The sequence below is a fragment of the Flavobacterium sp. ov086 genome, from assembly GCF_900187965.1.
Taxonomy (GTDB): domain Bacteria; phylum Bacteroidota; class Bacteroidia; order Flavobacteriales; family Flavobacteriaceae; genus Flavobacterium.
Window position 1 is genome coordinate 392,023 of record NZ_FZNL01000003.1, and the last position, 19,922, is coordinate 411,944.

General features: G+C 33.1%; 20 protein-coding genes and 1 tRNA gene. 12 read left to right on the forward strand and 9 right to left on the reverse strand.

Going from position 1 to position 19,922, the window contains the following annotated elements; all coding sequences use genetic code 11:
• Window positions 1–115: 115 nt before the first annotated feature.
• The 6 genes from CHB81_RS05370 to hisS form a co-directional block, all read right to left on the reverse strand.
• A complete protein-coding gene (locus CHB81_RS05370) occupies window positions 116–1,432 on the reverse strand; it encodes an ABC transporter permease (RefSeq protein WP_089350862.1) in 1,317 nt (438 codons plus the stop codon).
• Window positions 1,433–1,533: 101 nt separating this feature from the next.
• Window positions 1,534–2,454 (reverse strand): ABC transporter ATP-binding protein, encoded by a 921-nt coding sequence (locus tag CHB81_RS05375; protein WP_089350863.1) that lies wholly within the window; start codon window positions 2,452–2,454, stop codon window positions 1,534–1,536.
• A 166-nt stretch (window positions 2,455–2,620) separates the two neighbouring features.
• The gene (gene dnaJ, locus CHB81_RS05380; protein ID WP_089350864.1) at window positions 2,621–3,730 is read right to left on the reverse strand and encodes a molecular chaperone DnaJ; all 1,110 of its coding nucleotides are present in this window, start codon (window positions 3,728–3,730) and stop codon (window positions 2,621–2,623) included.
• A gap of 80 nt (window positions 3,731–3,810) precedes the next feature.
• Window positions 3,811–4,389, reverse strand: coding sequence for a nucleotide exchange factor GrpE (locus CHB81_RS05385; RefSeq protein ID WP_089350865.1), 579 nt, complete (start codon window positions 4,387–4,389; stop codon window positions 3,811–3,813).
• Window positions 4,390–4,888: 499 nt separating this feature from the next.
• Window positions 4,889–4,959, reverse strand: a tRNA-Trp gene (locus CHB81_RS05390).
• 337 nt (window positions 4,960–5,296) lie between these two features.
• A complete protein-coding gene (gene hisS, locus CHB81_RS05395; protein ID WP_089350866.1) occupies window positions 5,297–6,724 on the reverse strand; it encodes a histidine--tRNA ligase in 1,428 nt (475 codons plus the stop codon).
• 202 nt (window positions 6,725–6,926) lie between these two features.
• On the opposite strand from hisS, the gene CHB81_RS05400 reads away from it, so the two are divergent.
• Window positions 6,927–8,171 (forward strand): ABC transporter permease, encoded by a 1,245-nt coding sequence (locus CHB81_RS05400; RefSeq protein WP_089350867.1) that lies wholly within the window; start codon window positions 6,927–6,929, stop codon window positions 8,169–8,171.
• Window positions 8,172–8,438: 267 nt separating this feature from the next.
• Here CHB81_RS05400 and prmC read toward each other — a convergent pair whose 3' ends face one another.
• On the reverse strand, window positions 8,439–9,293 hold the full coding sequence (gene prmC / locus CHB81_RS05405) for a peptide chain release factor N(5)-glutamine methyltransferase (protein WP_089350868.1): 855 nt from the start codon (window positions 9,291–9,293) through the stop codon (window positions 8,439–8,441).
• Window positions 9,294–9,376: 83 nt separating this feature from the next.
• On the reverse strand, window positions 9,377–9,862 hold the full coding sequence (locus tag CHB81_RS05410; protein WP_089350869.1) for a GNAT family N-acetyltransferase: 486 nt from the start codon (window positions 9,860–9,862) through the stop codon (window positions 9,377–9,379).
• Window positions 9,863–9,971: 109 nt separating this feature from the next.
• Between CHB81_RS05410 and ribD the strand changes: the two genes are divergently transcribed.
• From ribD to CHB81_RS05425, 3 genes are all read left to right on the forward strand, one after another.
• Window positions 9,972–11,021 carry a bifunctional diaminohydroxyphosphoribosylaminopyrimidine deaminase/5-amino-6-(5-phosphoribosylamino)uracil reductase RibD gene (ribD, locus tag CHB81_RS05415; RefSeq protein WP_089350870.1) on the forward strand — a complete coding sequence of 350 codons (1,050 nt, stop codon included), beginning with the start codon at window positions 9,972–9,974 and terminating at the stop codon, window positions 11,019–11,021.
• Window positions 11,014–11,616 carry an HAD family phosphatase gene (locus CHB81_RS05420; protein WP_089350900.1) on the forward strand — a complete coding sequence of 201 codons (603 nt, stop codon included), beginning with the start codon at window positions 11,014–11,016 and terminating at the stop codon, window positions 11,614–11,616. Before ribD ends, CHB81_RS05420 begins: the two co-directional genes overlap by 8 nt.
• Window positions 11,617–11,876: 260 nt before the next feature.
• Window positions 11,877–12,509 carry a YigZ family protein gene (locus CHB81_RS05425; protein WP_089350871.1) on the forward strand — a complete coding sequence of 211 codons (633 nt, stop codon included), beginning with the start codon at window positions 11,877–11,879 and terminating at the stop codon, window positions 12,507–12,509.
• A 31-nt stretch (window positions 12,510–12,540) separates the two neighbouring features.
• On the opposite strand, the gene CHB81_RS05430 is transcribed toward CHB81_RS05425, so the two are convergent.
• The gene (locus tag CHB81_RS05430) at window positions 12,541–12,945 is read right to left on the reverse strand and encodes a thioesterase family protein (protein WP_089350872.1); all 405 of its coding nucleotides are present in this window, start codon (window positions 12,943–12,945) and stop codon (window positions 12,541–12,543) included.
• A 186-nt stretch (window positions 12,946–13,131) separates the two neighbouring features.
• Between CHB81_RS05430 and dnaA the strand changes: the two genes are divergently transcribed.
• The 8 genes from dnaA (at window position 13,132) to CHB81_RS05470 (ending at window position 19,907) form a co-directional block, all read left to right on the forward strand.
• Window positions 13,132–14,559, forward strand: a complete 1,428-nt coding sequence (dnaA, locus tag CHB81_RS05435; protein WP_026984957.1) for a chromosomal replication initiator protein DnaA — start codon at window positions 13,132–13,134, stop codon at window positions 14,557–14,559.
• Window positions 14,560–14,568: 9 nt separating this feature from the next.
• The gene (locus CHB81_RS05440; RefSeq protein WP_089350873.1) at window positions 14,569–15,036 is read left to right on the forward strand and encodes a low molecular weight protein-tyrosine-phosphatase; all 468 of its coding nucleotides are present in this window, start codon (window positions 14,569–14,571) and stop codon (window positions 15,034–15,036) included.
• A gap of 71 nt (window positions 15,037–15,107) precedes the next feature.
• Complete coding sequence (locus CHB81_RS05445; protein WP_059116421.1) at window positions 15,108–15,821, forward strand: SAM-dependent methyltransferase; 714 nt, start codon at window positions 15,108–15,110, stop codon at window positions 15,819–15,821.
• A 23-nt stretch (window positions 15,822–15,844) separates the two neighbouring features.
• Complete coding sequence (locus CHB81_RS05450) at window positions 15,845–16,336, forward strand: energy transducer TonB (RefSeq protein ID WP_089350874.1); 492 nt, start codon at window positions 15,845–15,847, stop codon at window positions 16,334–16,336.
• A 34-nt stretch (window positions 16,337–16,370) separates the two neighbouring features.
• Entirely contained in the window at window positions 16,371–17,498 is a 1,128-nt protein-coding gene (locus tag CHB81_RS05455) for a methionine aminotransferase (protein WP_089350875.1), read from the forward strand.
• 77 nt (window positions 17,499–17,575) lie between these two features.
• Window positions 17,576–18,457: an SDR family oxidoreductase gene (locus tag CHB81_RS05460; protein ID WP_165902280.1), complete on the forward strand. Its 882-nt coding sequence runs from the start codon at window positions 17,576–17,578 to the stop codon at window positions 18,455–18,457.
• A gap of 350 nt (window positions 18,458–18,807) precedes the next feature.
• On the forward strand, window positions 18,808–19,416 hold the full coding sequence (udk, locus tag CHB81_RS05465) for a uridine kinase (RefSeq protein ID WP_089350876.1): 609 nt from the start codon (window positions 18,808–18,810) through the stop codon (window positions 19,414–19,416).
• 155 nt (window positions 19,417–19,571) lie between these two features.
• Entirely contained in the window at window positions 19,572–19,907 is a 336-nt protein-coding gene (locus CHB81_RS05470; RefSeq protein ID WP_089350877.1) for a septum formation initiator family protein, read from the forward strand.
• Window positions 19,908–19,922 lie beyond the last annotated feature (15 nt).

Consider the following 19,922-nt stretch of genomic DNA (forward strand, 5'->3'; position numbering starts at 1 on the left):
TAACCTTTATTATTATCATTTCTTATATTGTTTTGCATAGACTTAAAGATATTTATTCTAAGCTACAAATAAAACCTTTGCAACTTTGAACCTCTGAACCTCTGCAACTTCAAAACTAATACTTCAACCATTTATACAATTCTTTCCAGGTTGGTTTCTTGCCATACATCAAAATACCAATTCGGTAAATTTTGGCAGCGAACCAGACTACAAGGAAAAAGGTAGCAAACAATAATGATACCGAAATTGCGATTTGCCACCACGGCACGCCAAACGGAAGTCGCATTAACATTACAATTGGCGACGTAAGCGGAATCATCGAAAATACCACGGCAATTGTTCCGTGTGGATCATTTACAACTGTAAAAAATCCTATATAAACACTTAAAATAAGCGGCATAATAATTGGCAAAAGAAACTGTTGAGAATCGGTTTGATTGTCAACCGCAGCTCCAATTGCAGCATAAAATGAACTGTATAAAAAGTATCCTCCAATGAAATAAATCACAAAACCAATTAAGATACTTGCAATAGGCAAATTCCATAATTCGCTAATATACATTTGTGCCGTTCCTGACATTTCATGTTGAGCTGATTGCATCAATTCTGGCGAAATCCTAGCTGTTGGACCAACGTTTACACCAAAAAATGCTGAAGCTGCAAACATTAATCCTAAACCAATTATCGCCCAAATCAAAAATTGCAATAATCCCGCAAGCGAAGTTCCGATAATTTTACCAATCATCAATTGAAATGGTTTTACTGACGAAATAATGATTTCGATAATACGATTCGTTTTTTCTTCGATCACACTTCGCATTACCATATTTCCGTAAATGATTATAAACATCATAATCAGGTATCCAAATGCGCCGCCAATTCCAATTTTTATTTCATTTAATCCTTTCAAACTTTCTTCTCCCGAAGCTTTTACCAAATGAATATTAACGGCAGATTGTGCTTTTTGGATTGCCAAAGTATCCAATTTTGCAGTTTCGAGATTTATCTTCGTAATTTTTTCTGCAATTACATCTTGTGTTTTTTCGATAAAAGAAATACTCGGACTGTTGTTCGAAATAAACTCAATTTTGCTTTCTAATTCTTTTAAATTACTTGTTTTTGGAATAATAATTAAACCGTCAAAACTTTCTTTGGTAATACTGTCTTTTAAAGCAGTAACATCAATTTCAGATAAATTTAGATATTTAAACTCTGCTTGACTTTTATTCTCCTTTACAAAATCATTTACAAACAAACCCGTTTCGTCATGAATAGCAATTTGTTTGGTTTCGGCTTTCATCGAACTCAAATAACCAATAAATCCAGCAATTGCTACAAACAATAACGGACTCAAAAAAGTCATGACAACAAAAGATTTATTGCGAACTTTTGCAATAAACTCTCTTTTTATAATCAACGAAATAATACTCATTTTTTAGATTAATTAGATTTTTAGACTTCTTAGATTATCAGATTTTTTTTTAGATTTCCAGATTCAGTCTACGAATCTAAGAAGTCTAACGATCTAAAAATCTATCCAGTAACTGTTTGAATAAATATATCGTTTACACTTGGAATTTTTTCGACGAAATGGGTTACTTGCCCTCTTTGTGTCAGCATATTTAATAACTCATTTGGTGTTGCATCTCCAATTTGGATATTTAATTTCAAGTCATCATTTAGCGATTTAAAACTAGCCGGAGAAACAGTAAACTTTTGTGTAATATCATACATCAAACCTTCTACATTGCTTGTCAAAATTCCCACCTCAAAACTATTAGTTCTAAATTGACGCTTTACATCACTTAGTTTACCTTCAATTAATTTATTCGATTTATGAATTAAGGCGATATGATCACAAAGTTCTTCAACACTTTCCATTCGATGTGTCGAAAATATAATTGTTGCTCCTTGTTCTTTTAATGCCAAAATTTCATCTTTTATGACATTTGCATTTACTGGATCAAATCCTGAAAATGGTTCATCAAAAATCAGCAATTTAGGTTTATGCAATACGCAAACTACAAACTGAATTTTTTGCGCCATTCCTTTTGACAGTTCCTGAATTTTCTTGTTCCACCAACCCTGAATTCCTAAACGATCAAACCAATATTCCAGTTGTATTTTAGCTTCCGCTTTAGAAAGTCCTTTCATTTGCGCCAAATACAAACATTGCTCACCCACTTTCATAGAAGTATACAATCCTCTTTCTTCAGGAAGATATCCAATAGTCTGCACGTGTTTTGGATGTAATCTTTCTCCATCCAAAATCACTTCGCCGCTATCTGGCAAGGTAATTTGATTTATAATTCGGATTAGAGAAGTTTTTCCGGCCCCATTTGGACCTAATAGTCCGTAAATACTACCTTTTGGCACATTTAATGAAACTTCGTTAAGCGCTACATAATCACCGTATTGTTTTACGACTTTATGTACTTCGAGTAAGTTGCTCATGCTGTTTTTAAGATTTTCTGCGTCAGTTTGACCTTTGTGGTATTGCGCCTGTAAAAGTAAATAATTCGTAGCGAAACTTTACATTATTAATGCAAAAAACCCATTCTAATTTACACTAGAATGGGTTTTTATATTTATTATTTCAACATTTCAGAAAAAATTCCGTTTATGAAAACATGTCTTTTACTTTTTCGAAAAATGATTTTTCTGATTTTTCAGGACTTGGCACAAAGTGTTCGTCTGCTAAAGCATTTTCAAAAAATTGTTTTTGCTCTTTATTCAACGTTTTTGGCGTCCAAACATTAACATGAACTAGTAAATCACCACTTCCGTAACCGTTGATACTTGGAATTCCTTTTCCTTTTAATCTCAAGATTTTTCCGGATTGAATACCTTCTTCCAGCTTAATACGAACTTTTCCGTTGATTGCTTCAATATCTTTAGAAACTCCTAAGACTGCTTCCGGGAAACTGATATACAAATCAAAGTGAATGTTTTCGCCTTCACGTTTTAAGAATTCATGCTCTAACTCTTCGATAGCCACAATTAAATCACCAGGAATACTATTTCCAGGAGCGTCGTTTCCTTTGTTAGAAACTTTCAATTGCATACCATCAACAACTCCAGCAGGAATTTTGATTGATACCGTTTCATCTTCCTGAACCATTCCTTGCGAATCTGCTTCAGAAGGTCTTTTATCTAAAATCTGACCAGACCCTCCACAAGTAGGACAAGTTGACGCAGATTGCATTCTTCCTAAAATAGTATTTGTCACACGCATTACCTGCCCTTGACCATTACAAGTCGAACACGTTTTGTATGTTACACCTTTAGCCTGAACTTTACGTTTTACTTTTACTTTTTTCTCAACACCATTTGCAATTTCTTCTAATGTCAATTTAACTTTAATTCGAAGATTGCTTCCTTTAGCACGACGAGGGCCACCTCCGCCTCCGCCGAAACCACCAAATCCTCCTCCAAAAATATCACCAAACTGGCTGAAAATGTCATCCATATTCATACCGCCATGGCCACCACCAAAACCTCCAGAACCGTCAAAAGCCTGGTGTCCGTATTGATCGTATTTCGCTTTTTTGTTAGGATCGCTTAGTACTTCGTAAGCTTCTGCCGCTAATTTAAAGTTTTCTTCTGCCTCTTTGTCGCCTGGATTTTTGTCCGGGTGGTATTTTAAAGCACTTTTTCGATAAGCTTTTTTAATTTCGGCAGCGTCAGCATTTTTTGAAATGCCTAGTATTTCGTAAAAATCTTTTTTCATAATTTAGGTTAAATTCCAAATCTAAAATTCCAAATTCCAATACTTAAAAAATTGACTTTCAGAATATTTATTTGCATTTTTTAGTTTCCGATAACAACTTTAGGGAAACGGATAATTTTGTCTCCTAATTTGTATCCTTTTTCAATAACATCAACAATTTTCCCTTTTAATTTATCAGACGGAGCTGGAATTTGGGTAATTGCCTCAGCAAAATCAGCATTAAAAGCATCACCTGCTCTTACTTCAACTTGCTCTAAACCTTTAGAAACCAAAGTGCTTTTTAATTTTTCGTAAATCAACTCAACTCCTTTTTTCAAATTTTCATCGTCAGACTTGTTGATTTCTACAGTCGCTCTGTCAAAATCATCCAAAACAGGAAGCATTGCTAACAAAACTTCTTGGTTTGCTGTTTTAAACAAATCGATACGTTCCTTTGAAGTTCTTTTTTTGTAATTTTCAAATTCGGCAAATAATCTCAAAAACTTATCTTTTTCTTTTGCCAAGTCTTGAGCCAATTGCTCTTCAACACTTAATTCTTCAACAATCAATTGCTCTCCGTTGGCATTGTTCTCTAACGTTACTTCATCTAATTCCTGATCGAATTCTGTATTTTCCGTAGTCATATTACTTTTATTTTTAAAAATATTCTTAAACTTCATTTTTTATTCTTTCTTTTGGATTGCAAAAGTACTGCCAAATCTTCTAAAATGTCAAATTGTCACTTTATTAACAATGAGCATTTTAAAAACCGAAATAGCCTTTACAAAATTTAGTATAATTTTAAGACTATTACGTTATAGTTTATACTATATTTGAGATACTAAAATTAGAATCTAAATTATTACCTATCAAAATTGAATTTAAGGGTTAGCCTAGGCTTTATAAATAATTATTAATTCAACTTTACCTTATATTAAAAAAAGCTTCGCCTATTTCAGACGAAGCTTTTTTTTATGCTTTTTTACCTCTAAAAAAATCAATGCTAAAAAATTGTAAAGCAAAAAAATTACCGCAAAGAACGCTAAGTTTTTTTACTCTCAGCTTTTATAAAAAGACAAAGTTCGCAAAGCTTTGTATTGATTTAGCTTTGCGAACTTTGTTTTTTTTTTGAAAGCACCTTAGATAGAAATCTTTGCGGTCTTTGCGGTAAAAATATTGCACGGGCGGAGGGATTCGAACCCCCATCAACGGTTTTGGAGACCGCTATTCTACCCTTGAACTACGCCCGTATCAAGGCCACAAATTAAAAGCTTTTTTTCTTTCCTAGCAATTATTTCAAGCAAATTTAAAAAAGATTTAAGCTCAAAAAGGCCAATATTTCACTAACACAATCACGCCCAAAGCTTTGCGAATTTCACATTTTTCTATCAAAACAAAAACTTTGTCAAATAACCACAAAGTGCACTAAGATTTTTAATAGTATAGTTTTATAAAAACAAAAAGTTCGCAAAGCTTTGTGTTAATCTAGCTTTGCGAACTTTGGGTTTTCTATACGTGAAGTAAAATTAAATCTTAGCGTACTTTGCGGTTAATTTCGTCACAAATTTAAGCTTTGCTTTAAAAATCTTAAGCCAATAAAGCATTTTTCAATCCTTCAAAATCAACTGAAATTTGTTCTCCTGAAACTAAATTCTTAAGAGAGTACGAATTTGAAGCAATTTCCTGATCACCTGCAATCACCGCAAAAGGAATCAAACGCTTATCTGCGTATTGAAATTGTTTCCCAACTTTTACATTATCTGGGTACAATTCTACTTTTATATTTTCTTTTCTTAATTTCTGAATCGCTTGCGAAGCGTATAAAGCTTCTGCATCTCCATAATTAATAAACAATGCTTTTGATGTTGCAGCAACAGTTTCCGGGAATAATTGCAATTCTTCCAAAACCAGATAAATTCGGTCTAAACCAAAAGAAATTCCAACACCGCTCATGTTTTTTAAACCAAAAATCCCTGTCAGATCATCGTATCTTCCACCGCCCCCAATAGAACCCATTGAAACAGTTTTTGGAGCAGCTACTTCAAAAATAGCTCCTGTATAATAATTCAATCCACGCGCGAGAGTCACATCAAGATCCAATGTCGCAGTTGCCAGACCTAAAGTTGCCACATTGTCACAAATAAATTTCAGTTCTTCAACTCCCTTCATTCCTTCTTCAGATTCAGCTAATAATTCTGAAAGCTGATTTATTTTGTCTGCAAAAGTTCCGGTAAAATTAAAAAGCGGCTGAACTTTAACCAAAGCTTCTTCGGCAATACCTTTTTCGATCATTTCTTTTTTAACTCCGTCTTCACCAATTTTATCCAGTTTATCAAGAGCCACCGTAAAATCGATCAATTTATCAGAAGCGCCAATTACTTCTGCAATTCCTGATAATATCTTTCTATTATTGATTTTAATTGTAACACCTTCTAATCCTAAAGATGTAAAAACAGTATCATACAATTGAACCAATTCTACTTCCTGCCACAATGATTTTGAACCCACAACATCAGCATCACATTGATAAAACTCTCTGTAACGCCCTCTTTGCGGTCTGTCAGCTCTCCAAACCGGCTGAATTTGATATCTTTTAAATGGAAATTCAATTTCATTTTGGTGCTGTACCACGTATCTCGCAAACGGAACTGTTAAGTCGTAACGCAAAGCTTTTTCAGAAATTTTCCCTGTAAACTTATTCAGCTCAATTCTTTGATTAAGGTCAATTGTTTCAGCCGAATTAACTTGTAAAGATTCGATAGATTCCGGTAATTCAATTTTATTTTTATTGAAGAAAAAATTGCCTGAGTTTAATATTTTAAAAATCAAACGATCACCTTCTTCCCCATATTTCCCCATTAAAGTATCTGAATTTTCAAAAGATGGCGTTTCAATTGGCTGAAAACCAAACCTTTCAAAATTATTTTTTATGGTCTGAATAATATATTGACGTTTTGACACCTCTGCAGGTGAAAAATCTCTTGTTCCTTGTGGAATACTTGGTTTTGAAGCCATTTTTCTTATTTTAGATTTTAGATTTCTGATTTTAGATTATTTTCCAATCTTTATCTCAAAAAATCATAACATTAATTTCTTATTGATTATTGATTTTGTAAAAAACCGTAAATCGTCTGCAAATATCTTATTTTTTAAAATAAATAATGCCAGTTCGAAAACAAACTTGTAACAAAAAACGTATTTTCGTGACAAATTGGTCATGATGCTAAAATTATTAAGAGAAAATATTCGAATTGCTTTTGGTTCAATCAAAACACAATTATTACGAACCATTCTTACCGTATTAATTATCGCAATTGGGATTACTGCTTTGGTAGGAATCCTTACGGTTGTAACGGCGCTTGAAAACACTGTTTCGACCAATTTTGCTTCAATGGGAGCCAACACTTTCAATATCAATCAATACGAAAATACGGTTAAAAATCGTGGCGGAAATGAGCGTGAAGTCATTAATCCAATCATTTCATATCCTGAAGCTGTAGCTTTCAAAAACAAATACAAATATCCGTTTACGCAAACTTCACTTTCATTTACTGCAACATCAACCGCAGAAGTAAAATATTTAGATCAAAAAACAGATCCGGAAATTACAATTCTTGGAGTCGACGAACATTATATTTCAAACTCAGGTTTAGAAACTACATCTGGCCGTTCCTTCAATCAGTTTGACATTGACAATAACACCTATTCTTGTGTTGTTGGTTCTGATTTTGAAAAAGGCTTACTGAAAGACGTCAACCCAATTGATAAAATAATTTCGATTCGCGGTGCCCGTTTTAAAGTAATTGGCGTTCTTAAAGAAAAAGGTTCAACGTTTGGTCACAGTCAGGATTTACGAGTTTTGATTCCTATTCAGGTAGCAAGATCTTTATTTACAGCACCAAACATCAATTATACGATGAGTGTGATGGTTTCTAAAAAAGAACTCTTGGATGAAGCCGTTGATAATGCAACGAGTACCATGCGAAGAGTTCGTAAACTGAGTCCTGTTCGCGATAATAATTTTGGCATTGGCCGAAGCGATGATTTAATTAACAGAATCCTTGGAATTACGCAATATTTAGGCTGGGCTGCATGGATCATCAGTGTTATTACAATTTTAGGATCATCGATTGCTTTAATGAATATTATGATTGTTTCGGTAACGGAACGTACCAGAGAAATTGGTGTTCGTAAAGCTTTGGGAGCTACAAAAATCACGATTTCAGTCCAGTTTTTTATAGAAACTTTATTGATTGGACAAATTGGCGGTTTGGTCGGAATTGTATTTGGAATTCTTGTAGGTTCAGCTTTTGCAGCAGTAATGAATTTTGCTTTTGTGATTCCGTGGGTAGCAATTTTTGCCGCCTTCGCGACCAGTTTTATAGTAGCCTTGGTTTCTGGATTATATCCTGCAATAAAAGCTTCAAAACTTGATCCTATTGAAGCTTTACGTTATGAATAATTTTTAGTTTTCAGTTACAGTTATCAGTGTTTAATCGTAAATATTTGAAGCAGAACTTAATCATTTATAAAGAACTTTATTCCTGCTATTCGCTACAATCTTTTATGCCCCCCGAGGCTTCGGGAGGCATAAAAGATTGAAACGGATTGCTTCGCCAGTTCGCACTTTCAGGCTCGGGTGCGGGATTAGCTCCTAAAAAAAATTAATAGGATCACAGGAAATCGGAATGCAAAAATGCTTTTTCAAATTTCCTTAAATGTATTGTTTTTAAACCTTGCAGGAAATCATACGGTCGTTATCGTAGATATCTTTTCTTAATTCGATGTTTTTGAAATCCATATTTTCAAGTAAATCAATTGTTTCCTTGCCTAAATACTGATTAATTTCAAAATACAATTGTCCGTTTTCTACAAAATTATTTTTAGCCAATTCGGCAATTTTTCGATAAAAAATCAGAGCGTCATTATCATCTACAAAAAGTGCCAAATGTGGCTCATATTCCAGAACATTCTTTTTGATTTCTTCTTTCTCTAAATTGCGAACATAAGGTGGATTCGAAACAATAATATCAAAATTATATTTCAATTGTTCTAACTCTAAAATATCCTGAATCATAAAAGTAACATCTACTTTATTGTTTATTGCATTTTTTTTGGCTGTTTCGATCGCTTTTTTAGAAACATCAAAACCATAAACTTCAGCATTTGGAAGGTTTTTAGCCAATGAAATTGCTATACATCCACTACCCGTTCCAATATCCAGAATTTTTATTTTTTTTGATTGATCATTTATGGTATTCTCCTTGATAATCCATTCTACTAATTCTTCTGTTTCCGGACGAGGAATTAAAACATTCTCATTTACTTCAAAATCCAATCCATAAAAATTAGTTTTCCCAAGTAAATACTGAATCGGAACTTCTTGTTTTAATTGCGCTAAAAATGAATCCCAAACCACAAAATCATCTTCAGAAAAACTCAGTTCATGATTTAGAGCCAAATCAATTTGTCGTAATTGATGTTTGTCTTCTAAAATTAAATAGAAAAAACTTTCTGCTTCGTATGCATCGTAAAAAGGCGATAATTCTTTTATAAATTGAGTACGGTATTGTTTGATTTTCATTCCGTGTGTTTGAGTATTACTTTTGAGCAAAAGTTAATTTATTTCCAATAAGTATCATAAAACCAAGTTTGTTACACTTTCTTTTACAACAATTTCAACATCCAAACCGGGCAAGAACAATGTCCCGTATTTCCTAATGGCGCATCTAAATATTCGAAACCTGATTTTTTATATAATTTTTGAGCGGCGTGCATAAAAGGCATTGTTTCGATATAACATTTTTCGAAACCAAAATTTCTTGCTTCATCTAAACATTTTTCCATCATTTTACTTCCAATTCCTAAACCGCGGGTTTCCGGTAAAAAATACATTTTTTGCAACTCACTAATTTTAGGATCTCCATTCTCTAAAGGCGCAATTCCGGCACAACCTACAATTTTACCTTCGCTTTCTACTACAAAATAAGCCGATTTTGGCTTGCAATATTCTTCAAACATTAAATCTAAACACGGATCTTCGTATGCTGTACCAACTTTCGGAATTTCCATTTCGTCAAAAACCGATCGTATTAATTTCGCAACTGCTTGATTGTCTTCTTTTTTAATTGTTCTAATAATCCAATTTTCCATATTTCTTTATTCGTGCGACTTATATACAAAAGTAAAAATACTTTTTTGATAGTTCCTTAACTACTCCAATAACAATTATGAACTAAACAAAAATAACTACTTTTGTACCGTGAATATACATGAAAAATATATAAAACGCTGCATCGAATTGGCACAAAATGGGTTTGGAACTACATATCCAAATCCGATGGTTGGAAGTGTAATTGTTTATGAAGACAAAATCATTGGTGAAGGCTGGCACAAGAAAGCCGGTGAACCACATGCCGAAGTCAATGCTGTTCGATCTGTAAAAGACAAATCGCTTTTAAAAAAAGCTACAATTTATGTGAGTTTAGAACCGTGTAGTCATTTTGGAAAAACACCTCCTTGCTGCGATTTAATTATAGAGCACAAAATTCCGAATATAGTTGTTGGAACCGTTGATCCTAATGAAAAAGTAGCCGGAAACGGAATCAAAAAATTAATTGCTTCAGGAGCAAATGTTGTTGTTGGTGTTTTAGAAAAAGAATGCTATGAACTCAACAAACGCTTCTTTACTTTTCATCAGCAAAAAAGACCTTATATCATATTAAAATGGGCTCAAAGTCAGGACGACTTTTTGTCTCCCGAAAAAGAGACTAATCAGGATCGAAAACCGGTTTGGATTACCAATCAATATTCCAGACAATTGGTTCATAAATGGCGCAGTGAAGAGCAGGCAATTTTAGTTGGAACAAAAACTGTTATTGACGACAATCCTAAATTAAATGTTAGGGATTGGTCCGGAAATAATCCTGTGAGAGTTGTTTTAGACCAAAACAACCGAATCTCAAAAGACAGTTTTATTTTTGATGACAGCATTAAAACCATCATATTTACGAAATCTGAAATTAGCCTTTCAGCAGAAAACACTACCTTTGAAGTAATTGATTTTAATGAAAATATAATACCGCAGATTTTAGCAGTTTTATATCAAAATCAGATTCAGTCTATTATTATAGAAGGCGGCTTACAAACTTTACAATCTTTTATAGATCAGAATATTTGGGACGAAGCCCGGATTTTTGTTGGAAAAACAATTTTCGGAAACGGAACAAAAGCACCAATTCTTCAAATGAAAAATGTAACAAAAACCTACATTCAAAATGATGAATTAATAAATGTTAGAAATCATGATTGATACTATAATTTTTGACTTTGGAGATATTTTTATCAATTTAGACAAACAAGCAACTATGTCTGGATTGCAGAAATTAGGAATGACAGAATGGAATTCAGAATTTGATCGTTTGAACCTTTTGTTTGAAACCGGAGATATTTCGCATGCTGATTTTTTGGCAGGTTTCCAGAAAGAGCTTCCAAACGCTTCTATCGAAGAAATCCTTGAAGCCTGGAATGCTATTTTAGCAGATTTCCCGTTGTATCGATTAGAGTTTTTACAATTGCTTTCTCAAAAATACCGATTGTTTTTATTGAGTAATACCGATTCGATTCATATTGAAACTTTCGAGAATAAAAGCGGAATTTCATTTTACAGCGATTTTTATCAATGTTTTGAAAAAGTATATTTTTCATTTGAGATAGGAATGAGAAAGCCAAACGCTGATGTTTTTCAATATGTAATAAACAAACACGAATTATCTCCAAAACGAACTTTATTTGTGGATGATAAAAAAGAAAACACAGATGCTGCCGCTGCTTTAGGTCTTCATGTTTGGAATTTGCAAGTTGGTCAGGAAGATGTTGTTGATTTATTTGATAAAAAAATATTGTAACTAACGCATGTTTCTGCCACTCCCGATAGCTATCGGGATTCACAGATTAAAATGATTTTATAATTGTGGCGTATTTTAACCGCAAAGAGCGCAAAGGTTTACGCAAAGCTGTTACCTTTTATAAAGGATGCAATATTCCAAAGCTTTGTGATAAAATAAAATAATTCGTGTAGATTCGTGAAATTCGTGGCAAAAAAAATCACATTAATCTTTTTAATCTGTATCAAAGAAAACATTAATCATAATTTAGAAATTTACTTTTGGAATATAACGATACGTATCAAACCATTGCTTTTGAATCTGAAGAAGTGCTTTTTAAGGAAAAAGGAAGCAAGTTCTTCGGCTATGCCTTTCCTATAGAAAATGAAGAGGAAGTAAAACCTATCATCGAAAATCTAAAGAAGCAACATCCGCATGCGGTACATTTTTGCTATGCTTATCAATTAGGCACAGCTCCAAAAATCTCTTATCGAGCTAACGACGACGGCGAACCCAGCAATACTGCAGGTGCACCAATCTATGGGCAAATTCAATCTTTTGGCCTAACAAATGTCTTAGTTGTTGTAGTTCGTATTTTTGGAGGCGTTAAACTTGGCGTTGGCGGTTTGATTGCCGCTTACAAAACTACTGCGCAAATGACTCTTGAAATTTGCGAAATTGTCGAAAAAACAATTGATATTCAGTTTTTAATCTCTTTTGATTATAAAAACATGAATAAAGTAATGAGGGTTATTAAAGAAAAAAAACTAGAAATTACGTCTCAGGAAATGGAAATTAATGAAGATTCCGGTCTTCCGATTGGTAAAATATCGACAAAAACACGCAAAAAAAATGCCGAATCTATATTCGACATTTTTGATTTAATGTTTGAAATCGATATTAAAATTATATGAATTAACATTAAAACGTACCTCGTTTTAACAATTATACAAGAGTTTTAAACAATTCTAAAATATAATCCGGAGGTGCTGTTGGTCGACCCGTTTTTAACGAAATAAATACTAAAATAAACACTGCAGTTGTTAATAACTCATTTGCCTCGTTATAGATCTCGCAGTCAAATTCGATCTTAACAGATGATTGACTTTTGAAAGTTGTATGAATCGTTAACAGCTCATCGTAACGCGCTGATTTTTTATAATTTATTTGCATAGAAACAATTGGCAATCCGATTCCGCTTTCTTCCATACTTTTATACGAAATCCCTTTGTTCCTAAGCCATTCCACGCGTCCTATCTCAAAATACGGGACATAATTCCCGTGATAAACAACTCCCATTTGATCCGTTTCTGAGTAACGAACACGCACTTGCGTTTGATGATTTTTCATTATTTATTGATTAAAAAAAATTAACTTCAAAAAGTTTACTTACAACTTTTTTTTATAAAATTAGAGTCCAAAATATTTTTTTTTACAGAAATTTGTTCACATATTTGTTATCCCGAAATACGGAATAAAATTGCTCCTTTTTTATTAGGAGAATCTTTATCAATAATAAAAAATTTATCTGAATCTATGACTAAAACTGCTCAATCGGTATGGGAAAACTGTTTGTCTTTTATAAAGGACAATATTCAAGATCAAGCATATAAAACTTGGTTCGAACCAATCAAATCAGTTGAGCTAACCGACAACGCGTTATATATTCAAGTACCAAGTAAATTTTTCTACGAATGGCTCGAAGAGCATTACGTAAAATTATTGAAAGTTGCGCTTACCAAAGAACTGGGAAAAAACGCAAAGTTACTCTATAAAATTAAAATGGAGAACACTTATGGCAATAAACAACCATTTACCGAACAGTTGCCAAGTGCCAACAGAGTGCCTATGAAACCGCAAGAGGTTGATGCTCCGTTTAAAAACTTAAATCCTGAACTTAAAAATCCTTTTGTAATTCCTGGAATTAGAAATCTAAAAATTGAATCGCAATTAAATGCAAATTACAGTTTTGACAATTTCTTAGAAGGAGATTCAAATCGTTTGGCTCGTTCTGCAGGTATGGCTGTTGCTAATAAACCTGGAGGAACATCATTTAATCCTTTATTGATTTTTGGTGGAGTTGGTTTAGGAAAAACCCACTTAGCACACGCTATTGGTGTAGAGGTAAAAGATAAATATCCTGAAAAAACGGTTTTATATATTTCTGCCGAAATTTTCACACAACAATATATCGATTCTGTAAAAAAGAATAATCGTAATGATTTCATTCACTTTTACCAATTGATCGATGTTTTAATAATTGATGACGTTCAGTTTTTATCTGGAAAATCAGGAACTCAAGACGTATTTTTCCATATTTTTAACTATTTACACCAAAATGGCAAACAGGTAATTTTGACTTCGGACAAAGCACCAGTTGACATGCAGGATATTGAACAACGTTTATTATCTCGTTTTAAATGGGGATTATCTGCTGAATTACACCAGCCAGATTACGAAACCAGAATTTCGATCTTAAAAAACATTCTGTATCGTGATGGTGTTGAAATGCCCGACGACATTATTGAATATGTTGCCCGCAATATCAAATCTAATGTAAGAGAACTTGAAGGCGCTATTATTTCGTTAATCGCACAATCTTCTTTCAACAAAAAAGAAGTTACAATTGAGTTAGCAAAAAGCGTTGTAGAGAAATTTGTTAAAAATGTAAAGAGAGAAATCTCTATCGATTATATTCAAAAAATTGTGTCTGATTATTTTCAGTTGGATATTGAAACCCTTCAATCTAAAACCAGAAAGAGGCATGTTGTTCAGGCGAGACAATTGGCCATGTTTTTTGCAAAGAAATTTACTAAAGCTTCTTTGGCAAACATTGGTTCACAAATTGGAGATCGCGATCACGCAACCGTATTGCATGCTTGTAAAACTGTAGACAATTTAGTTTCTACAGACAAACAATTCAAGAAATTTGTCGAGGACATCAACAAAAAATTAACGCTATAAACGCGCATCATGCCAGTAAAAGTTTTAATGGTTTGCTTGGGAAATATTTGCAGATCACCTTTAGCGGAAGGGATTTTAGCTTCAAAATTACCTCAGGACAAATTTACGGTTGATTCAGCCGGAACAGGATCCTGGCATATTGGTCACGCACCAGACAAACGTTCTATTGATGTTGCCCAAAAAAACGGTTTATGTATTGACGGTCAAAAAGGAAGACAATTTCAAACTTCAGATTTTGATGAATTCGATTATATCTATGTCATGGATAATTCCAATTACCGCGACGTCATACATCTGGCTAAAACTTCAGAACATAAAAACAAAGTTCATCTTATTTTAAACGAATTATTTCCGGATGAAAATGTAGATGTTCCAGATCCTTACTACGGATCAACAAATGGATTTGATACTGTTTATCAAATGCTGGATGAAGTCGCTGATATCATTGCACAAAAACTTATCGAAAAACATTCATAACTTAATTTGTATTTTAATTACTTCACTGATAATTAAAATACTTTTTTGTTTAAACTCTAAAATATCATAAAATGAAACTTCTAGGAAAACTATATTTAATTCCAACAACAATGGGCGAAAGCGATCCAATGGATGTTTTGCCGCAAACAGTAAAAAGAAGTATTGATTTTATAGATCATTATATTGTTGAAAACGAAAAAACAGCCAGAAAATCAATAAAAGCAGTTTCTCCAGAAAAAAAACAATCAGAACTTATACTTTTCACACTAAATAAACGCACTGAACCAAGTGAACATTTAGACTTTATAAAACCTTTATTAGAAGGAAAAAATGTAGGTTTAATGAGCGAAGCCGGTTGTCCGGGCGTTGCCGATCCAGGTGCTGTGATTGTAAAATTGGCGCACGAAAAAGGAATTCAGGTTGTACCTTTGGTTGGTCCATCTTCTATCCTATTAGCCATGATGGCTTCGGGAATGAATGGTCAAAGTTTTACTTTCAACGGATATTTGCCAATTGATAAAGACGAAAAGAAATCAGCTTTGAAACATTTTGAGAAATTATCTCAGGATAAAAATCAATCTCAAATTTTTATTGAAACTCCATATAGAAATAATAAATTGGTCGAAGATATTCTGCAAATTGTAAATCCTTCAACACATCTTTGTATTGCAACTGATATTACACTACCAACAGAATTTATTAAAACATTGCGTGTTGCAGATTGGAAAAAATTGAAAGTTGATCTTCATAATCGACCGACAATTTTCATTATTCATAAAATGTAAAACTAACATCTAAAGCATCTAAAATGAAAAAGTTTTTAATTCTGATTTTGATTTGTTCGGTACAAAATATTTTCTCTCAAAATGTATTTCCAGAAACCACCAAAGGAAGTGACAAACTTCTCATAGATGCAACCCCCACTATTAGTATCGATGAGACAATTCCGCCACAAGGCACTATTCCTAATAATGATAATAGTGTTTACAATACAGCAGGAATAGACGTCAGACCTGAGTTTCCTGGAGGTATGCTGGTATTTGATAAATTTATTGAGAAGAATTTTAAAATTCCAAATAACAATCCTGCATTAAAAGGAAAAATTTATGTAGTTTTTATAGTTGAAAAAGACGGCTCATTAAGTGACTTTAGAGTTTTGAAAGATATTGGATATGAAACGGGAGCGGAAGCTATTCGCGTTTTAAAGACTTCTCCGAAATGGACACCCGGAAAAAAAGACAACAAATTAGTTAGGGTTCTTTTTTCTATGCCAATTTCTGTAAATAATTCTACAAAATAATTACTCACAAGTTTTCCCAAAATCAGACTTTTATATGAGTAAACTTCCAAATATAACAACAAGCATCTTTACGGTAATGTCAAAAATGGCAGCCGAATATAATGCGATTAACCTTTCGCAAGGATTTCCAAATTTCCCCGTTGACGAAAGATTAACTAATATTATTGCAAGATTAGCTAAAGAAAATGTACACCAATATACACCAATGGCAGGTTTTCCGCCATTGATGAATCAAATTGCAAAATTGGTTCAAAGTTCCTACAATAGAACAATTGTTCCTGAAACCGAAATTCTGGTTACTGCCGGAGCAACTCAGGGAATTTTTACCACAATTTTAGCTTTAATAAAAACGGCAGACGAAGTAATTATTCTGGATCCAAGTTATGATTCGTATGAATCTCCTGTATTATTGTGTAATGCAAAACCCATTCGCGTTGCTTTAAACGACGATTATACACCAAATTGGGAAACGATTGAAAAAGCGTGTTCATCAAAAACCAAGATGATTATCATTAATAATCCGCATAATCCAACTGGGAAAATTTTAACGGAAGACGATTTTCTTCAACTGGAAAAATTACTTTCAAAATATCCTGACATTTTGGTTTTATCTGATGAAGTTTATGAATACATCACTTTCGAAGAAAAACATATTTCGGCACACACAAAAGATTTTCTTTTAGACCGATGCATTATGGTTTCTTCTTTTGGAAAATCATTTCACATAACCGGTTGGAAAATTGGTTATACTGTGGCACCGGAACATTTAATGAAAGAAATTAAAAAAGTACATCAGTTTTTGGTTTTTAGTGTAAATAGTATCTCCCAATTTGCTATCAGCGAGTATTTAAATGTTGTTGATGTGAATCTACTTGGAAAATTCTATCAGGAAAAACGAGATTATTTTCAAAAACTCCTTCAAAACAGCCGATTCGAATTAAAACCTTGCGAAGGAACTTATTTTCAAGTAGCTTCTTATGCTAATATTTCAGATGACGACGACGTGACATTTTGCAAAAAACTAATTACAGATCATGGCGTTGCTGCAATTCCTATTTCTACCTTTTATTCTGACCATAAAGACCAAAAATTAATACGTTTTTGCTTCGCCAAAGACGGCTTCACATTAGAATCTGCAGCAAAAAAATTATGTGATATATAAAGTTTATCAAAATTTTATAACATTATTATGCGTGCATCCTATTTATTTATTTAATATTGTAATAAAAAGAAAAAAATATGAGCTATACAGATAAAATGTTAAGAGATGACGCTTTAAAAGGTAAGGTCATTGTTGTTACAGGTGGTGGAAGTGGTTTAGGCAAAGCTATGACCAAATACTTCTTAGAATTAGGAGCTCAGGTAGCAATTACTTCAAGAGATTTAGAAAAACTTAAAAACACTGCTACAGAACTTGAAGCTGAAACCGGCGGAAAATGTTTACCACTTCAATGTGACGTTCGTCATTATGAAGAAGTAGAAAATATGCTTCAGGAAGTTTTAAAAACTTTTGGAAAAGTGGATGTTCTTTTGAACAATGCTGCCGGAAATTTTATTTCTCCAACAGAGCGTTTATCTGCAAATGCATTTGATACTGTTATAGATATCGTATTAAAAGGTTCAAAAAACTGTACGCTTGCTTTTGGAAAACACTGGATCGATACCAAACAAACATCAGCAACAATTTTAAATATTGTAACAACTTATGCCTGGACAGGATCTGCTTATGTGGTGCCAAGTGCAACTGCAAAAGCCGGAGTTCTTGCTATGACACGCAGTTTAGCTGTAGAATGGGCAAAATACGGAATTCGTTCTAACGCAATTGCACCGGGACCATTCCCAACAAAAGGTGCTTGGGACAGATTGTTACCCGGAGATCTTGCCGAAAAATTTGATATGGCAAAAAAAGTGCCTTTAAAACGTGTTGGTGATCACCAGGAATTAGCCAATTTAGCGGCTTATTTGGTTTCTGATTTTTCAGCTTATGTAAACGGAGACGTTATCACAATTGATGGTGGTGAATGGTTAAAAGGTGCAGGACAATTCAACTTATTAGAAGCAATTCCGGAAGAACTTTGGGATCAGCTTGAAATGATGATAAAAGCAAAAAAGAATAAATAATTACAAGTGCTTACTAAATTCAGAATATTTTATTAAAACTATACTGATTGCACCAATCCCGATAGCATAGCTGTCGGGATTTTTTTTATTTTAACATACAAATATTTTTTTACCATATAAGTGGTATAAGTAAATATAAGTGTACGTACTATTTACGTAAAAAATTAAATGAACTTACATAACTTATATGGTAAAAATTCATCCTTTAAGTTTAAACAATTCGTAATTCTGTTATTGTATCTTGAATGTTATTTAAACTTCTTATTATAAATTCAATTTTAAAGTTCGGATTCAATTATCAATCCACTTAAATTATTATTTTTGCCAAACAAATATCAAACAAAAAATATATGCTCATTATTGGACTTGCAGGAGGAACAGGAAGTGGAAAAACGACAGTAGTACACCAAATCATGAACGAATTACCAGACACTGAAGTGGGTGTAATTTCTCAGGATTCGTACTATAAAGAAACAACCAATTTGTCATTTGACGAAAGAGCATTAATCAATTTTGATCACCCACGTGCAATCGATTTTGAACTATTGGTAAAACACCTAAAAGCATTAAAAGAAGGCGAAACGATAGATCAGCCTGTATATTCTTTCATTCAGCACAACAGAACTGACGATACTGTGGCGACACACCCAAGAAAAGTTATGATTGTTGAAGGAATCTTAATTTTAACAAATCCAGAGCTACGCGATCTTTGCGATATCAAAATTTTTGTTCACGCAGATTCTGACGAAAGATTAATTCGTCGTTTAAAAAGAGATATTTCAGAACGCGGACGTGATATCGACGAGGTTTTAACACGTTATCAAAACACTTTAAAACCTATGCACGAGCAATTTATCGAGCCATCAAAAGCTTTTGCAGATATTATTATCCCTAACGACAAATATAATACCGTGGCAATTGATGTAGTTCGTGCCGTAATTAATCAACGAATTTCATAATTTTTATCGTAAATTTATTGCATTAAAATTAGGAGCTATTTCCCGCTCTCGCCTTTATCTTTTTATGTCCGCCGCGGCAGACATAAAAAGGATACCGGCTCCATCGGGGCTAGAACACCAATCGAAATTAAAAGAAGTAATCGGTTAAATAAAAAATGAAAATGAAAAACCCATATAAAGACAAAAGATGGTTTAAACTCCTAAGCAACAAATATGTTTGGGTACTACTCTTTTTCGTAGTATGGATGTTATTTTTAGACAATTACTCCTATTTTGATCATCGTTTTTTAGACAATCAAATAGAAGAATTACAAGACAATAAAAAATATTATCAGGACGAAATAAAAAAAGATCAAGAACAGATCAAACAACTTAAAAATCCTGAACAAATAGAAAAATATGCTCGCGAAAAGTACTTTATGAAAAAAGACAGCGAAGATATTTACATCATCCAATTTGAAGGAGACACCATTCAAGATACTAAAGAATAATCAGAAAAAAGCACC

Bases quoted from the DNA above. Each gene is read 5' to 3' on its own strand.
- dnaJ (WP_089350864.1), bottom strand. From the start codon at position 3,730: ATGAAAAAAGATTTTTACGAAATACTAGGCATTTCAAAAAATGCTGAC.
- CHB81_RS05445 (WP_059116421.1), top strand. From the start codon at position 15,108: ATGAAACTTCTAGGAAAACTATATTTAATTCCAACAACAATGGGCGAA.
- hisS (WP_089350866.1), bottom strand. From the start codon at position 6,724: ATGGCTTCAAAACCAAGTATTCCACAAGGAACAAGAGATTTTTCACCT.
- CHB81_RS05385 (WP_089350865.1), bottom strand. From the start codon at position 4,389: ATGAAGTTTAAGAATATTTTTAAAAATAAAAGTAATATGACTACGGAA.
- udk (WP_089350876.1), top strand. From the start codon at position 18,808: ATGCTCATTATTGGACTTGCAGGAGGAACAGGAAGTGGAAAAACGACA.
- prmC (WP_089350868.1), bottom strand. From the start codon at position 9,293: ATGAAAATCAAACAATACCGTACTCAATTTATAAAAGAATTATCGCCT.
- CHB81_RS05440 (WP_089350873.1), top strand. From the start codon at position 14,569: ATGCCAGTAAAAGTTTTAATGGTTTGCTTGGGAAATATTTGCAGATCA.
- CHB81_RS05370 (WP_089350862.1), bottom strand. From the start codon at position 1,432: ATGAGTATTATTTCGTTGATTATAAAAAGAGAGTTTATTGCAAAAGTT.
- CHB81_RS05410 (WP_089350869.1), bottom strand. From the start codon at position 9,862: ATGGAAAATTGGATTATTAGAACAATTAAAAAAGAAGACAATCAAGCA.
- CHB81_RS05400 (WP_089350867.1), top strand. From the start codon at position 6,927: ATGATGCTAAAATTATTAAGAGAAAATATTCGAATTGCTTTTGGTTCA.
- CHB81_RS05460 (WP_165902280.1), top strand. From the start codon at position 17,576: ATGAGCTATACAGATAAAATGTTAAGAGATGACGCTTTAAAAGGTAAG.
- CHB81_RS05470 (WP_089350877.1), top strand. From the start codon at position 19,572: ATGAAAATGAAAAACCCATATAAAGACAAAAGATGGTTTAAACTCCTA.
- CHB81_RS05455 (WP_089350875.1), top strand. From the start codon at position 16,371: ATGAGTAAACTTCCAAATATAACAACAAGCATCTTTACGGTAATGTCA.
- CHB81_RS05450 (WP_089350874.1), top strand. From the start codon at position 15,845: ATGAAAAAGTTTTTAATTCTGATTTTGATTTGTTCGGTACAAAATATT.
- CHB81_RS05420 (WP_089350900.1), top strand. From the start codon at position 11,014: ATGATTGATACTATAATTTTTGACTTTGGAGATATTTTTATCAATTTA.
- CHB81_RS05430 (WP_089350872.1), bottom strand. From the start codon at position 12,945: ATGAAAAATCATCAAACGCAAGTGCGTGTTCGTTACTCAGAAACGGAT.
- dnaA (WP_026984957.1), top strand. From the start codon at position 13,132: ATGACTAAAACTGCTCAATCGGTATGGGAAAACTGTTTGTCTTTTATA.
- CHB81_RS05375 (WP_089350863.1), bottom strand. From the start codon at position 2,454: ATGAGCAACTTACTCGAAGTACATAAAGTCGTAAAACAATACGGTGAT.